This window comes from Anaerobacillus alkalilacustris (assembly GCF_001866005.1).
GTDB classification, from domain to species: domain Bacteria; phylum Bacillota; class Bacilli; order Bacillales; family Anaerobacillaceae; genus Anaerobacillus; species Anaerobacillus alkalilacustris.
The window spans coordinates 154,483-170,758 of record NZ_MLQR01000001.1; the positions used below are offsets into that span (position 1 = coordinate 154,483).

At 35.6% G+C, this 16,276-nt stretch carries 15 protein-coding genes and 1 other annotated feature; all 15 genes read left to right on the forward strand.

What is annotated here, in order from left to right; all coding sequences use genetic code 11:
* The first annotated feature begins 9 nt into the window (after positions 1-9).
* The 15 genes from mcsA to sigH all read left to right on the forward strand — a co-directional run bounded on the left by mcsA (position 10) and on the right by sigH (position 16,144).
* Positions 10-540 (forward strand): protein-arginine kinase activator protein McsA, encoded by a 531-nt coding sequence (gene mcsA / locus BKP37_RS00815; RefSeq protein ID WP_071307838.1) that lies wholly within the window; start codon positions 10-12, stop codon positions 538-540.
* A complete protein-coding gene (gene mcsB, locus BKP37_RS00820; RefSeq protein ID WP_071307839.1) occupies positions 540-1,613 on the forward strand; it encodes a protein-arginine kinase McsB in 1,074 nt (357 codons plus the stop codon). Before mcsA ends, mcsB begins: the two co-directional genes overlap by 1 nt.
* A 25-nt stretch (positions 1,614-1,638) precedes the next feature.
* Positions 1,639-4,083, forward strand: coding sequence for an ATP-dependent protease ATP-binding subunit ClpC (gene clpC / locus BKP37_RS00825; RefSeq protein ID WP_071307840.1), 2,445 nt, complete (start codon positions 1,639-1,641; stop codon positions 4,081-4,083).
* Between the two features lie 232 nt (positions 4,084-4,315).
* Positions 4,316-5,689, forward strand: coding sequence for a DNA repair protein RadA (gene radA, locus BKP37_RS00830; RefSeq protein WP_071307841.1), 1,374 nt, complete (start codon positions 4,316-4,318; stop codon positions 5,687-5,689).
* Positions 5,689-6,768, forward strand: a complete 1,080-nt coding sequence (gene disA / locus BKP37_RS00835; RefSeq protein ID WP_245712417.1) for a DNA integrity scanning diadenylate cyclase DisA — start codon at positions 5,689-5,691, stop codon at positions 6,766-6,768. Before radA ends, disA begins: the two co-directional genes overlap by 1 nt.
* A 196-nt stretch (positions 6,769-6,964) precedes the next feature.
* Positions 6,965-8,050: a PIN/TRAM domain-containing protein gene (locus tag BKP37_RS00840; RefSeq protein ID WP_071307842.1), complete on the forward strand. Its 1,086-nt coding sequence runs from the start codon at positions 6,965-6,967 to the stop codon at positions 8,048-8,050.
* Positions 8,051-8,165: 115 nt separating this feature from the next.
* On the forward strand, positions 8,166-8,858 hold the full coding sequence (gene ispD, locus BKP37_RS00845; RefSeq protein WP_071307843.1) for a 2-C-methyl-D-erythritol 4-phosphate cytidylyltransferase: 693 nt from the start codon (positions 8,166-8,168) through the stop codon (positions 8,856-8,858).
* Positions 8,855-9,331, forward strand: coding sequence for a 2-C-methyl-D-erythritol 2,4-cyclodiphosphate synthase (gene ispF, locus BKP37_RS00850; protein WP_071307844.1), 477 nt, complete (start codon positions 8,855-8,857; stop codon positions 9,329-9,331). Before ispD ends, ispF begins: the two co-directional genes overlap by 4 nt.
* Positions 9,332-9,415: 84 nt before the next feature.
* Complete coding sequence (gene gltX / locus BKP37_RS00855) at positions 9,416-10,870, forward strand: glutamate--tRNA ligase (RefSeq protein WP_071307845.1); 1,455 nt, start codon at positions 9,416-9,418, stop codon at positions 10,868-10,870.
* Positions 10,866-11,090, forward strand: a binding site (T-box leader). It overlaps the preceding gene by 5 nt.
* 275 nt (positions 11,091-11,365) lie before the next feature.
* A complete protein-coding gene (gene cysE, locus BKP37_RS00860; protein WP_071307846.1) occupies positions 11,366-12,004 on the forward strand; it encodes a serine O-acetyltransferase in 639 nt (212 codons plus the stop codon).
* Between the two features lie 167 nt (positions 12,005-12,171).
* Positions 12,172-13,572 carry a cysteine--tRNA ligase gene (cysS, locus tag BKP37_RS00865; protein ID WP_071307847.1) on the forward strand — a complete coding sequence of 467 codons (1,401 nt, stop codon included), beginning with the start codon at positions 12,172-12,174 and terminating at the stop codon, positions 13,570-13,572.
* Positions 13,573-13,580: 8 nt separating this feature from the next.
* The gene (locus tag BKP37_RS00870) at positions 13,581-14,012 is read left to right on the forward strand and encodes a Mini-ribonuclease 3 (protein ID WP_071308375.1); all 432 of its coding nucleotides are present in this window, start codon (positions 13,581-13,583) and stop codon (positions 14,010-14,012) included.
* Entirely contained in the window at positions 14,002-14,751 is a 750-nt protein-coding gene (gene rlmB / locus BKP37_RS00875) for a 23S rRNA (guanosine(2251)-2'-O)-methyltransferase RlmB (RefSeq protein WP_071307848.1), read from the forward strand. Before BKP37_RS00870 ends, rlmB begins: the two co-directional genes overlap by 11 nt.
* A gap of 1 nt (position 14,752) precedes the next feature.
* Positions 14,753-15,265: an NYN domain-containing protein gene (locus tag BKP37_RS00880; protein WP_071307849.1), complete on the forward strand. Its 513-nt coding sequence runs from the start codon at positions 14,753-14,755 to the stop codon at positions 15,263-15,265.
* Between the two features lie 225 nt (positions 15,266-15,490).
* Entirely contained in the window at positions 15,491-16,144 is a 654-nt protein-coding gene (sigH, locus tag BKP37_RS00885) for an RNA polymerase sporulation sigma factor SigH (protein ID WP_425424967.1), read from the forward strand.
* The last annotated feature ends 132 nt before the right edge of the window (positions 16,145-16,276 follow it).

Sequence of the window (16,276 nt, forward strand, 5' to 3'; positions counted from 1 at the left end):
GGAGTTACCGTGTTATGTCATGAATGTAATGAAAGGGAAGCAACGTTACATTTTACGAAAATACTCAACGGTAAAAAAACTGAAATTCATTTATGTGACCACTGTGCAAAGGATAAGGGTGAGTATATACCTGGTGCCAATGGTTTTTCTATTCACCAATTATTATCAGGATTATTAAATTTTGAACAACAGATACCGAGCTCTCCCAATCGATCGTTACAAGAAGAACAACAGTGTGGTAAATGTGGGATGACCTACCATCAATTTGCACGCGCAGGTAGATTTGGCTGTGCTGAGTGCTATCACACTTTTAACTCTAAACTAGATCCGATGCTACGAAGAGTTCATAGTGGTAATACAAGTCATATAGGTAAAATACCAAAAAGAATTGGTACAGGTATTAAATTACACAGACAAATTGAACAACTAAAACAGGAATTAAGGCATCATATATCGAAAGAAGAATTTGAAGAAGCAGCAAGGTTAAGAGATGAAATCCGCGCTTTGGAAAAAAAACAGCAGAGTGGGAGGGATAATTGATGTCACTAGAGAAATTTATTGGTGAGGCGATTAGCCCTTGGATGAAAAATGAAGGATACGAATCTGAAATTGTACTAAGCAGTCGTATTCGTCTAGCCAGAAACTTAAAGGATTATTCATTTCCGATTATTTCAACTACCGACGAAGCTCATTTAGTTGTTAAACAAGTAAAAGAACATTTTGAAGGTAAAGATTATGACAGATATGGTCCCTTTGAACTTTTAGAAATGGATGATATGAAACCTAATGAAAAAAGGATACTAGTCGAAAAGCATCTGATCAGTCCTCAACTTGCGGACGAATCAAAAAAAGGTGCAGTTTTACTAAGTAGTGATGAAGCGATTAGTATTATGGTAAATGAAGAAGATCATTTACGTATACAATGTCTATTTCCTGGATTTCAACTAAATGAAGGTTTAGTACTTGCGAGTGGAATTGATGATTGGATTGAAGAAAAGTTACATTATGCTTTTGATGAGAAAAAGGGATACTTGACTAGTTGTCCGACAAATGTAGGAACAGGTCTAAGAGCTTCGGCAATGATGCATTTACCAGCTTTGGTTTTAACAAAACAATTAAATAAAATATTACCCGCTATAAATCAATTAGGGTTAGTTGTAAGAGGAATTTATGGTGAAGGTAGCGAAGCTTTAGGTAACTTATTTCAAATCTCTAATCAAATTACTCTTGGTAAATCCGAACAGGACATCGTTGAGGATCTTAGAGGAGTAGTGTTACAACTAATTCATCAAGAAAGAGCAGCAAGAGAAACGTTATTACAATCCTCTAAGCTACAATTAGAGGATAGAATATATCGTTCATATGGAGTTCTCGCATATGCTAGAACCATTGATATAAAAGAAGCTTCACAAATGTTATCAGATGTTCGTTTGGGTATTGATTTGAAAATACTTACAGGGATTTCTGCGAGTATTTTAAATGAGTTAATGATTTTAACTCAACCTGGATTCTTACAGCAATACGCGGGAGATATTTTATCTGCGGACAAAAGAGATGAACGAAGAGCAAAATTGATAAGAGAAAGACTCAAATTAGAAATAGATAAAAACTAACTAATATTTGGAGGTGGAGTTTATTATGATGTTTGGTAGATTTACCGAAAGAGCACAAAAGGTATTAGCATTAGCACAAGAGGAAGCAATTCGCTTAGGCCATAATAACATTGGTACAGAACATGTATTATTAGGATTAATTCGTGAGGGTGAAGGAATTGCTGCAAAAGCACTTTTAGGTTTAGGTTTGGGTTCTGATAAAATTCAAAATGAAGTTGAAACTTTGATTGGTAAAGGGCAAGATGGTGCAAAAACCATTCACTACACACCAAGAGCAAAGAAAGTTATCGAATTATCAATGGATGAAGCAAGAAAATTAGGTCATTCTTATGTAGGAACTGAACATATCTTATTAGGTTTAATTCGTGAGGGTGAAGGTGTCGCAGCTAGAGTGTTAAATAACCTAGGAGTAAGCTTAAATAAAGCCCGCCAACAAGTGTTACAATTATTAGGAAGTAATGAAACATCTAGTAGTAGTCAACAAGGTGGTGCGGCAGCTAACGTCAACACACCAACATTAGATAGTCTTGCAAGAGATTTAACCGCTATGGCTAAAGAGGAAGGTTTAGACCCTGTAATTGGTCGTAGTAAAGAAATTGAGAGGGTTATTCAAGTATTGAGTCGACGAACAAAAAATAATCCAGTATTAATTGGTGAGCCTGGTGTTGGTAAAACAGCCATTGCTGAAGGATTAGCACAACAAATCGTTGCAAACGAAGTTCCAGAGACTCTCCGTGGAAAAAGAGTTATGACGCTTGATATGGGAACAGTTGTTGCAGGTACGAAATATCGTGGTGAATTTGAAGATCGTCTTAAGAAAGTAATGGATGAAATCCGCCAAGCTCAAAATGTCATTTTATTCATTGATGAGTTGCATACGTTAATTGGTGCAGGTGGAGCAGAAGGAGCGATTGATGCATCAAATATTTTAAAACCTTCTTTAGCACGTGGCGAATTACAGTGTATTGGTGCAACCACACTAGATGAATATCGTAAATATATTGAAAAAGACGCTGCTTTAGAAAGACGTTTTCAACCGATTAAAGTTGATGAACCATCCATTGAAGAATCAATTTTAATCTTAAAAGGGTTAAGAGATCGCTATGAAGCTCACCATCGTGTAACGATTACCGATGAGGCAATTGAGGAATCTGTAAAGCTTTCAGATCGCTATATTTCTGATCGTTTCTTACCGGATAAAGCAATTGACTTAGTTGATGAAGCAGCTTCAAAGGTTCGCCTAAGATCTTATACAATTCCGCCAAACTTAAAAGAGCTTGAAAATAAATTAGAGGAAACAAGGAAAGAAAAAGATGCCTCAGTACAAAGTCAAGAGTTTGAAAAAGCTGCATCACTAAGGGATAGTGAACAAAGATTAAGAGAAGAGCTTGAAACATTAAAGAAAGAATGGAAAGAAAAACAAGGGCAAGAAAATACAGAGGTTACAACCGAAGATATTGCTCAAGTTGTATCTAGTTGGACTGGAGTTCCTGTTTCGAAGCTAGCTGAAGAAGAAACAGAGAGACTATTAAAGATGGAAGAAATTCTGCATCAACGTGTAATTGGCCAAGAAGAAGCCGTTAAAGCTATTTCAAAAGCTGTCCGTCGTGCTAGAGCAGGTTTAAAAGATCCAAAACGTCCAATTGGTTCATTTATCTTCTTAGGACCTACTGGTGTAGGTAAAACCGAGTTAGCGAGAGCTGTCGCTGAAACGCTTTTCGGAGATGAAGATGCTGTCATTCGAATTGATATGTCAGAATATATGGAAAAACATGCAACATCTCGATTAGTAGGTTCACCACCTGGTTATGTCGGTCATGATGACGGTGGACAACTAACAGAAAAAGTTAGAAGAAAGCCTTATTCCGTTATTCTATTTGATGAGATTGAAAAAGCACACCCTGAAGTATTTAACATCTTACTACAAGTGCTAGAAGATGGTCGTCTTACAGACTCTAAAGGCCGTACAGTGGACTTTAGAAATACAGCGGTAATTATGACTTCTAACGTAGGTGCAAGTGAATTAAAGCGAAATAAATATCTTGGATTTACGACTCAATCAGAGGGTCGAGAGTATAAAGATATGAAAGAGAAAGTAATGGGCGAGTTAAAAAAGAGCTTCCGCCCAGAATTTTTAAACCGTATTGATGAAATTATTGTCTTCCACTCATTAGATAAAACGCACATTCAACAAATTGTATCTTTAATGGCAGATACATTAAAGAAGCGTTTATTGGAGCATGATATTGAGTTCGAACTAACAGATGTGGCTTTAGCAAAAATTGCGGATGAAGGGTATGATCCTGAATACGGAGCTCGTCCTCTTCGTAGAGCCTTACAAAAGCATGTAGAAGATCGATTGTCAGAAGAATTATTAAGAGGTACAATCCAAAAAGGTCAAAAGGTAAAGTTAGATGTAGTTGATAATGAATTTGTAGTAGAAGCTGCTGTCAAAACTACTACATCTTAATAAGAATAGCCGGGAAGCGTTCCCGGCTATTTGTTTTTAAAAGATATGACATAACTTATTCTAGTAAGCACTGACGCTTGCACTTTTCTTAAAAATGAAAAACTAAGTGTTTTACGTTGGACAATAGATGGTTAATTATATATATAATTAAGTAAAGATACTCGATATTTAACGGAAAGTTTAATGGGATTTTATGTTAAAATATACATGTGTTTCTTAGAAAGGGATTAGTATGGCAAAGCGAAAAACAAAGTTTGTATGTCAAGAGTGTGGTTACGAATCAAAAAAATGGATGGGGAAATGTCCTGGATGCCAAAGTTGGAATTCAATGACTGAAGAGTTTGAAGAACAGGATAATAAAGTAAGGGGCTTTGTTACTTCTGTGAACTCGACTAACAAAAAGCCACAGTCAATAACAACTATCGAAAGAGATTTAGAACAAAGATTAAGTACCAATATGATTGAACTTGATAGAGTTTTAGGTGGAGGAATTGTTCCTGGTTCATTGGTGCTTGTTGGGGGAGATCCTGGTATAGGAAAATCGACGTTATTATTACAAGTTTCTTCGAAATTGGCAAATAATAATCATAAGGTCTTATATATATCAGGTGAAGAATCAGTCAAACAAACAAAAATACGAGCAGATCGTTTAGATATTACTTCAGATCAGCTTTTTGTTCTTGCGGAAACTGATCTAGAATATATTGAAAAGTCGATTGAGGAAATTAACCCTGCGTTAGTAATTATTGACTCTATTCAAACTGTATATATATCAGATATTACTTCAGCGCCAGGAAGTGTTTCGCAAGTACGAGAGTGTACAGCCGCTTTAATGAGAATTGCTAAAACAAAAGGTATAGCCATTTTTATTGTCGGTCATGTTACGAAACAAGGCGCAATTGCTGGCCCAAGGTTATTAGAGCATATGGTTGACTCTGTATTATATTTTGAAGGGGAGAGGCATCATACATACCGAATTTTAAGAGCTGTGAAAAACCGTTTTGGTTCAACAAATGAAATAGGGATTTTTGAAATGAAAGAGGTTGGACTTGAAGAGGTTCTTAATCCTTCTGAAATATTTTTAGAAGAACGTTCTCAAGGTGCTTCTGGTTCTATTGTCGTAGCTTCTCTTGAAGGCACAAGAACCGTTTTAGTTGAGCTACAAGCACTTGTCTCCCCTACTACATTTGGAAATCCAAGGCGCATGGCTACGGGTATTGACCATAATAGAGTTTCATTACTAATGGCGGTATTAGAAAAACGAGTAGGTCTTCTACTACAAAATCAGGATGCTTATTTAAATGTAGCTGGTGGGGTGCGCTTAGATGAACCTGCTGTAGACTTAGGTATTGCTATTTGTATCGCCTCAAGTTTTAGAGATCAGCCGACAAGTCCAACTGATGTGGCAATTGGAGAAATTGGTTTAACAGGAGAGGTAAGAAGAGTCTCTCGGATTGAACAACGAGTTTTAGAAGCAGCAAAGTTGGGCTTTAAAAGAGTGATTATTCCAGAAAAGAATATTGGGGGATGGAATATTCCAGAAGGAATAAAAGTAATAGGAGTTTCAACAGTAAAAGAGGCATTAGATACCTTAATGGGAGGGTAATGAATTTGGATCTTATGAATAAAACGGCTTTTATTGATGATGTTTTAAAGATAGTAGCCCCGGGTTCTCCATTACGAGAGGGGATCGATAATGTTTTAAGGGCAAAAACAGGTGGGTTAATTGTATTAGGTTATAATAATGAAATGATGAATATTGTGGATGGAGGATTTTTTATTAATTGTGAATTCTCTCCAGCCTATTTATATGAACTAGCAAAAATGGATGGTGCAATTATTCTGAGTGAAGAAGGCGATCGAATATTATATGCAAACACTCAATTAGTGCCAAATCCTACAATCCCATCAACTGAAACGGGGATCAGACATCGTACTGCTGAGAGGGTGGCGCGACAAACTGGGAATTTAGTCATATCGATCTCACAAAGAAGAAATGTCATTACTCTCTATCAAGGAGAATCACGCTACTCACTAAAAGATATTGGTGTTATATTAACGAAGGCAAATCAAGCAATTCAGACGCTTGAAAAATATAAATCAGTACTTGATCAAGGGATTACGAATTTAGGTGCTTTGGAGTTTGAAGAACTAGTTACATTTCAGGAAGTATCACAAGTAATACACAGAGTTGAAATGGTACTACGTATAAAGAGTGAAATATTAAATTATGTAAATGAATTAGGGGATGAAGGAAGACTCATTTCAATGCAGTTAGAAGAACTAGTTTCTAATATTGAAAAAGAGGCTGGGTTGTTAATAAAAGATTATATTAAGGATCAAAACTCAGACGAACAGCATATACTAAAACAATTGAAGAAATTATCAAATGAAGAATTATTAGAAGATCAAATCATTGTTAAGCTCTTAGGGTATTCAAAAAATCTAAATTTATCAGAGCATACGATTACCCCACGTGGTTATCGAATTCTTCATAAAATACCAAGAATACCACCACTTGTAGTCGAAAATTTAATAGATAAGTTTGAAAATATTACACAAATTATGAGAGCTTCTATTGAGGAACTTGATGAAGTAGAAGGAATTGGTGAAGCAAGGGCAAGAAAGATAAAAGAGGGTTTAACAAGAATTCAAGAACAACTTTTTATAGATCGACACATATAAAGATGTTGACTGCGTTTTCAATTAAAGTTATAATGGGGTATTTATTCATGGAAATTGACAACAATTTGCCACTTTGTTATTTTAAACTTATAATGAATTTGAAACGTAATAGTGTATATAAAAAAATATATAAAAGTTTCTATAATAATGTTTCAAATTTTTCAGAATGTCTATAATGGTAAAGGAGGTGAAATCGATGGTGAGATGGATAGTTAAACTTTTCTTTGTTATTTTAGGTGGAACATTGGGATTTCTATTTGTACCAGACGTAATAGAAATTTTAAATTTTGGTGGTTTGCCTAATTGGGTTACAAATTCTTATTCTGGTGCTGTAATTGGTGCAATTATATTATATTTATCTTCATTTTGGATTACAGATTATATTGTTGGCTTAATTCGTTTAGTAGAGGAAAAGTTAGTGAAGGCTCCAGCAACAGATGTTCTTTTTGGAACAATGGGAATTATTTTTGGATTAATTGTTGCATTTTTAATCGTATTACCCTTGAATACAATCCCTGTTGTTAGTACAGTCCTACCTATCTTTTTAACTTTATTATTAGGATATTTAGGTTTTCAAGTTGGGTTTAAGAAGCGGGATGAACTTATTAATTTATTTTCAAGAAAAAGTGATAAAAAGAAGGATATTGATGAAGTAGTAAAAGAAAGACATGGTGTTGAGCTTAAAATACTAGATACAAGTGTTATAATAGATGGACGTATTGCTGATATTTGTCAAACAGGGTTTTTAGAAGGGACTTTAGTTATTCCGCAGTTTGTACTTGAAGAACTCCAGCATATCGCAGATTCATCTGATGTATTAAAGAGAAACCGTGGTCGCCGCGGACTAGATATATTAAATAAAATACAAAAAGAACTATCGATTAATGTTGAAATTTACGAAGGTGACTTTGAAGACATTCAAGAGGTTGATAGCAAGTTAGTTAAACTAGCAAAGCTTGTTTCTGGACTTGTTGTGACGAATGATTTTAATTTAAATAAAGTGTGTGATCTTCAAGGGGTTCCGGTATTAAACATTAATGACTTAGCAAATGCGGTAAAGCCAATTGTTTTACCTGGTGAAGAGTTACATGTCCAAGTGATAAAAGATGGTAAAGAGCATAATCAAGGTATTGCTTATTTAGACGATGGCACAATGATTGTTGTTGAAGGTGGTCGTGATCACATTGGAAAGCATATTGATGTAATAGTTACTAGTGTACTTCAGACATCAGCCGGTAGAATGATATTTGCTAAACCAAAATTATTAGAAAAGGCATTATAAATATTTTATAGAAAACGTTAGGTCAACATTTGTTGTCTTAACGTTTCCTTTTTTTCTCTAGTTCGCTATAATAATCATAGTTTAAGATTATACTTTTGAATGGAGAAGCTCTTTAATGAAATATTCTGTAGTGATTCCTGCAGCAGGGCAAGGAAAAAGAATGAAACTTAATAAAAACAAACAGTTTCTACTCTTAGAAGACAAGCCTGTCATCGTACATACATTAAACACTTTTCAAAATGATAACTGGTGTGAAGAAATAATTATTGTGGCAAACAAGGATGAAATTGAACAAATAACTCAACTGACAAATATATATAAAATTTCAAAAGTTTCAAAAGTAGTTTTCGGGGGCACAGAAAGGCAACATAGCGTTCGAAATGGATTGAAAGCATTGGGTGGAGATAAGATCGTGTTAGTACACGATGGCGCTCGTCCATTTGTAAAGGAAGAGCATATCCACCGTCTAGTTGAAGAAACAGAAAAAACAGAAGCTGCAATACTCGCTGTGCCGATTAAAGACACGGTAAAAATGAGTGAAGGTGAATATGTATCACATACAGTAGATCGTTCTAGTTTATGGTCAGTTCAAACACCTCAAGCTTTTCGTTTGCAAGCAATTCTTTCTGCTCATGAATGGGCTGAGAAAAATAATTTTTTAGGAACTGATGACGCTAGTTTAATGGAAAAGCTAGAGAAACCTGTTTCAATTGTTACGGGAGACTACTTCAATATTAAACTCACTACTCGAGAGGATATCGTGTTTGCATCGTCTATTTTGCGAGTGAGACGAGGAGAATTAGTATGATAAGAATAGGACAAGGGTATGATGTACATCAATTAGTCGAAGGCAGAAAATTGATCATAGGTGGAATTGAAATACCTCATGAAATGGGGCTATTAGGCCATTCTGATGCTGATGTTTTACTCCACACAGTTGCTGATGCCTGTTTAGGTGCAATTGGTGAGGGAGATATCGGAAAGCACTTCCCAGATACGGACCCTAATTTTAAAGACGCAGATTCGGCAAAACTTCTTTCGCACGTTTGGGAAATTGTCAAAGAAAAAGGGTATAATTTAGGAAATATTGATTGCACGATTATTGCCCAAAGGCCAAAGATGGCTCCTTATATACCTGAAATGAGACGAAGGATTAGTGAATTGTTGGAGGCTGATTTGGATCAAGTAAATGTGAAAGCAACAACAACCGAAAAATTAGGGTTTTGTGGTAGAGAAGAAGGTATAGCATCCCAAGCTGTTGTTTTATTAGTGAGAAAATAAAAGTTGATATTTTGCTTTGAAATATGTTCTTGATGTCACTTCTTTATAAGAATAGAATTATGAAAGAAAAGGATGGTGTTAATCATGTCAAAACAAGTGAGAGTTCGTTTTGCCCCAAGTCCAACAGGACATTTACATATAGGTGGAGCTAGATCTGCTCTATTTAATTATTTATTTGCCCGTAACCAAGGCGGAAAGTTTATCGTGCGAATTGAGGATACTGATCAAGCTAGAAACGTTGAAACGGCTCAAGAAAAACTATTGGAAAGTATGAAGTGGTTAGGAATTGAGTGGGATGAAAGTGTAGATGTTGGTGGGGAGTTTGGACCATATAGCTGTATGGAACGAATTGACATATACAAAAAGTATATTCAAGAGCTTATGGACCAAGGAAAAGCATACTACTGCTACATGACAGAGGAAGAAAGCGAAAGAGAACGAGAGGAGCAATTGGCACGCGGTGAAACCCCTAAATATAGTGGGCGAGATCGTGATTTAACTGCTGAGCAACGTGCTGCGTATGAAAATGAAGGAAGAAAACCGGTTGTTCGCTTTCGTGTTCCGGAAGGAAAGCAAGTAATTGTAGACGATGCTATTAGAGGAAAAGTAGAATTTGAAGCAGAGGGTATTGGTGATTTCATTATTGCTAGACGAGACGGGATTCCAATGTATAACTTTGCTGTTGTTGTTGATGATCATTTAATGGAGATCTCTCATGTTATTCGCGGTGAAGAACACTTATCGAATGCGCCTCGTCAAGTTTTATTATTCGAAGCTTTTGGGTGGGAAACGCCAAAGTTTGCTCATGCCTCATTAATATTAAACCAAGACCGTCAAAAGATGAGTAAACGAGACGAATCGATTATTCAATTTGTTGAACAATATCGAGATTTAGGGTACTTACCAGAAGCGATCGTTAACTTTTTAGCTTTACTTGGTTGGTCTCCTGTTGGAGAAGAAGAAATATTCACAAAAGAAGAACTCATTGAACAATTTAGTTTAGAAAGAGTCTCAAAAGCTCCTGCAGTATTTGATACACAAAAGCTTGAGTGGATGAATAATCAATATATGAAGAAGGCTGATAGCGATCGAGTAGTTGAGTTAGCACTTCCTCATCTAATAAAGGTTGGGAAGTTACCTGAAGCTATGACTTTAGAACAGCAACAATGGGCTAGAGAATTAATTTTATTGCACCAAGAAAAAATGAGCTATGGTGGAGAAATTGTTGAACTAACAGAGTTGTTCTTTAAGGCTGAAATTGAGTATAATGAAGAGGCAAAAGAAATTTTAAATGAAGAACAAGTTCCTACAGTATTAAAAGAGTTTAATACTCAATTAGAAGCTTTAGAAACATTTACAGCTGAAGAAATTAAAGCAGCTACAAAGGCTACCCAGAAAGCAACAGGGTATAAAGGTAAGCAGTTATTTATGCCGATCCGTGTAGCGACAACGGGTCAAACGCATGGTCCCGACTTACCAAAAGCAATAAGCTTATTAGGTAAAGAAATCGTATTAAATCGTTTAACCGGATTATTGTAAAGCGTAGAAGAGGATAAGTAAAAGGAATATTTCTTATTTAGAGAGAGCTGCCAAGGCTGAAAGTAGCTTAAGGAACATCCTTTGAATTGCACCTCTGAGTCTAATACTAAAATGTTTTTGAAACATAGTAAGTATTGGCGGCACTCTCCGTTAAAAGAGTTAAGAGGAGTATAATACCATACTCAAACAGAGTGGAACCGCGCTAAAAAGCGTCTCTGTGCACATGCACAGAGACGCTTTTTTATATGAGGTTAAAAACCTCGTTATCGATAAAGACATAGCAATAATATTATACAATTTAATGAATTTCATATTATAGTTATTACACGCCTATTTGATACGTTTATTTAATTGATGCCGCTCGATAAATGAAACTTTGAAATTCACTTAATTTAAAGATTTTACCGTAATAAAGCTTTAATTGTTAACCGTTATTTAAAAAACTATAGAAATACGATTTTCGGTGTATGTTGTATCTTGAAGGGGGAGAAATGATTGTTTAAAACGTTAAGAAACGATATTGATGTAGTGTTTGAACAAGATCCAGCCGCGAGAAGTAAAATTGAAGTGATTTTTACTTACTCAGGCCTTCATGCAATTTGGGCACATAGATTTGCTCATTTCTTATGGAAAAAAAGAATGTTTTTTCTTGCTAGGTTTATATCTCAAGTTTCACGTTTTATCACGGGGATAGAAATTCATCCTGGTGCAGTAATTGGTCAGCGTTTATTTATTGACCATGGTATGGGTGTCGTAATTGGAGAAACGTGTGAAATTGGAGATAATGTAACTATCTATCAAGGTGTTACATTAGGTGGTACAGGGAAAGAGAAAGGAAAACGCCATCCCACAATTGAAGATAATGTATTGATAGCATCAGGGGCAAAAGTATTAGGTTCAATGAAAATAGGGAAAAACTCACGTATTGGTGCGGGATCTGTAGTACTTAATGAAGTGCCACCCAATTCTACGGTCGTAGGAATTCCTGGACGGGTCGTTATGCAAGATGGTGTGAAAATTAGAAGAGACTTAGATCATATAAATTTACCAGACCCAGTTGCAGATAAATTTAAAGAGCTTGATGCTGAGATAATTCGTCTTAAAAATGAGCTGGCAAAGTTAAAACAACCGTAAATGTTTCTCAAAATGAAATTAACAACACAGGTTTTACAACGACAAATTCTAGTTCGAGTTGAATAGTGCCTTGGCAACTAGATCTAGATTGGTGTGACTGAATTAATGCAACGATGGGCTTCGCTCAACTAAATTTCAATTTTTATTAAATGAAGGAGTGTAAAAGAATGTCGATTAAAGTTTATAACACGTTGTCAAGACAAAAAGAACTATTTCAACCAATAGAAGAAGGCAAAGTCAAAATGTATGTGTGTGGACCGACGGTTTACAATTATATTCATATTGGTAATGCAAGACCGGCGATAATTTTTGATATGGTTCGAAGGTACTTAGAATTTCGAGGCTATGACGTAACCTATGTATCTAACTTTACCGATGTTGACGATAAACTTATAAAAGCAGCAAAAGAATTAGGCGAAGATGTACCAACAATTGCCGAGCGATTTATTAAAGCGTATTTTGATGATGTAGCTGCTTTAGGTGTACGTTGTGCAGACGTCCATCCTCGTGTTACAGAAACAATGGTAGAAATTATTGATTTTATTAAAGGTCTTGTCGATAAAGGATTTGCCTATGAAGTCAATGGGGACGTATATTTCAGTACGAGAAAATTCAAAGGATATGGAAAGCTTTCACAACAATCAATTGATGACCTACAATCAGGGGCCAGAATTGAAGTCGAGCAGCAAAAAGTAGACCCTTTAGATTTTGCTCTTTGGAAAGCTGCGAAACCAGGGGAAATATCATGGGATAGTCCATGGGGAGAAGGAAGACCAGGGTGGCATATTGAATGTTCAGCCATGGTGAAGAAATATTTAGGAGACACGATTGATATTCATGCAGGGGGTCAGGACCTTTCATTCCCACACCATGAAAATGAAATTGCTCAATCAGAAGCAATGACCGGTAAACCGATGGCTAACTATTGGCTTCATAATGGGTATATTAATATTGATAATGAGAAAATGTCGAAGTCGTTAGGAAACTTTATTTTGGTTCACGATATTATTAAAAAATATGAACCTGAAATTATACGTTTCTTTATGCTTATGGCCCACTACAGAAGTCCGATAAATTTTAGTGACGAATTGTTAAATAGTGCTAAGAGTAGTTTCGATCGTTTGAAAACGGCAGTGAGAAACCTTCAGTATCGACTTGAAGAGAGTGCTAACTTAGGTGAAAATGAGAACGATTGGATTGGAAAAATAAATGTAGAGAAAGAAAAGTTTATTAAAGAAATGGATGATGATTTTAACAGTGCTAATGCAATAGCAACACTATTTGATTTAGCAAAAAAGGCAAATCTTTATTTGCGTGAGGATCATTCATCAAAAAAAGTACTTGAGCACTTCTTAAAAACATTTGAGGAATTATCTGGTGTGCTTGGTTTTGATCTTTCATCAGCAAAAGAGCTGCTAGATGAAGAAATTGATAAATTAATTGAACAAAGAAATGAAGCAAGAAAAAATAAAGATTTTGCACTTGCAGATAAAATTAGAGACGCTTTGAAAAATATGAATATTATTTTAGAGGATACGCCACAAGGAGTGCGTTGGAAGAGGGAATAACCGTAATGATGAAACTAACAGAACCAAAAATTGATTTGAAACAACTAAATGCGTTAGCTTTAGCATATATGGGTGATACTGTTCTTGATACATATGTCCGGTATCGGCTAATTGCTTCGGGAAAGGTAAGACCAAACGAACTTCATAAAAAAGCAACAAATTACGTGTCCGCAAAAGCTCAAGCAATAGTCATTAACAGGTTGCTTTCGACAGATTTTTTAAGTAGAGAAGAAATTGATGTTGTAATGCGTGGCAGAAATGCCAAACCTGGCAATGTTCGAAAAAGTACAGACTTACAAACTTACCGACAGAGTACAGCTTTTGAAGCTTTATTAGGTTACTTATATTTGTTAAATGAATACGAGAGACTTGACTGTGTTATTGAGAAAACATTTGAAATTTTGGAAGAAGAAGAAGGGAGTGTGAAAAATGGGAAGTGAATTTATTATCGGTAGAAATCCTGTTTTAGAAGCAATACGTTCTGGCCACCCGATTAATAAAATTTGGATTGGAGAAGGATCTCAAAAAGGTCAAGTAAACCAAGTGATTGATCTAGCAAAAGAAAATGGAATCCAGTATCAATTTGTACCTAAAAAGAAAATAGAATCTTTGGTCGATTCCGAAAACCACCAAGGGGTTGTAGCTTCAGTTGCTGCGTATGAGTATGCACAGCTAGAGGATTTGTTTCAAAAGGCCAAAGAAAAAGGTGAGGATCCTTTTTTTCTTATTTTAGATGAAATCGAGGATCCCCATAACTTAGGTTCGATTCTTCGAACTGCTGATGCTAGTGGTGCACATGGAGTAATTATTCCAAAAAGAAGAGCAGTTGGACTAACCGCAACAGTAGCTAAAGCTTCTACTGGAGCGATTGAGTATGTTCCGGTTGTGCGTGTTACAAACCTGGCAAGGACGATGGACGAATTAAAAAAACGTGGACTATGGTTTGCCGGGACAGACGCTAAGGGGGATACAGATTTCAGGCAGGCAAGTTTTGATTTGCCTATCGGTCTAGTAATAGGTAGCGAAGGAAAAGGAATGAGTCGTTTAGTTAAGGAGAAGTGTGATTTTCTACTCAGTATACCTATGCAGGGAAAGGTGACTTCTTTAAATGCTTCTGTAGCAGCAAGTCTTTTAATGTATGAGGTTTTAAGGAAGCGTAACACAATAGGATTGAAATAAAATGGACAATATACTACTCGTAGACGGCTATAACATTATCGGAGATTGGAAGGAACTAAAAGCATTAAAAAAGAATGATTTAGAAGGTGCGAGAGACGATTTAATTGAAAAAATGGCTGAGTATCAAGCCTACAGTGGTATGAAAGTCATTATTGTCTTTGATGCCCATATGGTACCTGGTATAGGAAAAAAATACAGTAATTACAGGCTAGAAATTGTATACACAAGAGAAAATGAGACTGCAGATGAACGTATTGAAAAATTAGTACATGAATTAAAAACAATAAATACGCAAGTATACGTTGCTACTTCTGATTTTGTGGAACAATCAATTACATTTGGAAGAGGGGCCTTACGAAAATCTGCTAGGGAATTACGTACTGAAATGGCTATTATAGAAAAGGGAATAGAGAAAGAAGTGAAAAAGTCGAAAAAAGCGAGAAAATCGGCGAAAATAGCGATCTCTGACGAATTGGCAGAAATTTTTGAAAAATGGCGTCGAGGCAACATGTGAGTGGTTGACGCTTGTTAAATCGATGCTATATAATACTCCTATATTTATACAATTCTTTTTTTTGGAAAAAGGAAAGCGGTTAATATTTTTTCGTGATCGTTGGTCATAAAAAGGGATTAAGTAATAGATTAACTGTTGCTATGTAATTTTTTTGTGGCTGCTACTTGATTTTAAATATTCACCTTTTTATACGTAATATAATTCATCAAAGGTCAGGGGGGGATTATGGTGAGCATAGGCCTCAATGAAATCAAAAATGCTAACTTCGAGAAAATGGAAGATGAATACTTAGTTGAATACGTTAGGCAAGGAGATAGTGGTGCTTTAGAGTATCTTATTAATAAATATAAGAACTTCGTTAGAGCAAAATCAAGGTCTTACTTCTTAATAGGTGCAGATCATGAGGATATTGTTCAAGAAGGAATGATAGGACTCTACAAAGCGATTAGGGATTTTAAAGGGGACAAGCTCTCCTCGTTTAAGGCGTTTGCAGAACTTTGTATAACAAGGCAAATTATTACTGCGATTAAAACGGCAACTAGACAAAAACACATCCCGTTAAATTCTTATGTATCATTAGATCGTCCCATTTATGATGAAGAAAGTGATCGTACCCTTCTTGATGTAATTTGTGGCAGTCGTGTAACCGATCCAGAAGAATTACTCATTAATCAAGAAGAGTTCGATGATATTGAACTGAAAATGGGTGAAATCTTAAGTGAACTTGAAAGAAAAGTATTAATGCTTTATTTAGACGGAAGATCTTACCAGGAAATTTCCGTCGACTTAAACAGGCATGTTAAATCTATTGACAACGCATTACAGAGAGTAAAAAGAAAACTAGAACGCTATGTAGAATTGAAAGGTGTAAGCATCTAACAGGGATTTCCCCCTGTTTTTTGTTTATCCTTTTTAAAATTTTGGTCAGTGGTCAGGTCTTAAAGAAAACGCACATAACTTTTTATATTTATTAGGTTAGATCGCGCATGACTTTAAAAACCATATCCAGTT

Bases quoted from the DNA above. Each gene is read 5' to 3' on its own strand.
- mcsB (WP_071307839.1), top strand. From the start codon at position 540: ATGTCACTAGAGAAATTTATTGGTGAGGCGATTAGCCCTTGGATGAAA.
- clpC (WP_071307840.1), top strand. From the start codon at position 1,639: ATGATGTTTGGTAGATTTACCGAAAGAGCACAAAAGGTATTAGCATTA.
- radA (WP_071307841.1), top strand. From the start codon at position 4,316: ATGGCAAAGCGAAAAACAAAGTTTGTATGTCAAGAGTGTGGTTACGAA.
- disA (WP_245712417.1), top strand. From the start codon at position 5,689: ATGAATTTGGATCTTATGAATAAAACGGCTTTTATTGATGATGTTTTA.
- BKP37_RS00840 (WP_071307842.1), top strand. From the start codon at position 6,965: ATGGTGAGATGGATAGTTAAACTTTTCTTTGTTATTTTAGGTGGAACA.
- ispD (WP_071307843.1), top strand. From the start codon at position 8,166: ATGAAATATTCTGTAGTGATTCCTGCAGCAGGGCAAGGAAAAAGAATG.
- ispF (WP_071307844.1), top strand. From the start codon at position 8,855: ATGATAAGAATAGGACAAGGGTATGATGTACATCAATTAGTCGAAGGC.
- gltX (WP_071307845.1), top strand. From the start codon at position 9,416: ATGTCAAAACAAGTGAGAGTTCGTTTTGCCCCAAGTCCAACAGGACAT.
- cysS (WP_071307847.1), top strand. From the start codon at position 12,172: ATGTCGATTAAAGTTTATAACACGTTGTCAAGACAAAAAGAACTATTT.
- BKP37_RS00870 (WP_071308375.1), top strand. From the start codon at position 13,581: ATGAAACTAACAGAACCAAAAATTGATTTGAAACAACTAAATGCGTTA.
- rlmB (WP_071307848.1), top strand. From the start codon at position 14,002: ATGGGAAGTGAATTTATTATCGGTAGAAATCCTGTTTTAGAAGCAATA.
- BKP37_RS00880 (WP_071307849.1), top strand. From the start codon at position 14,753: ATGGACAATATACTACTCGTAGACGGCTATAACATTATCGGAGATTGG.
- sigH (WP_425424967.1), top strand. From the start codon at position 15,491: ATGGTGAGCATAGGCCTCAATGAAATCAAAAATGCTAACTTCGAGAAA.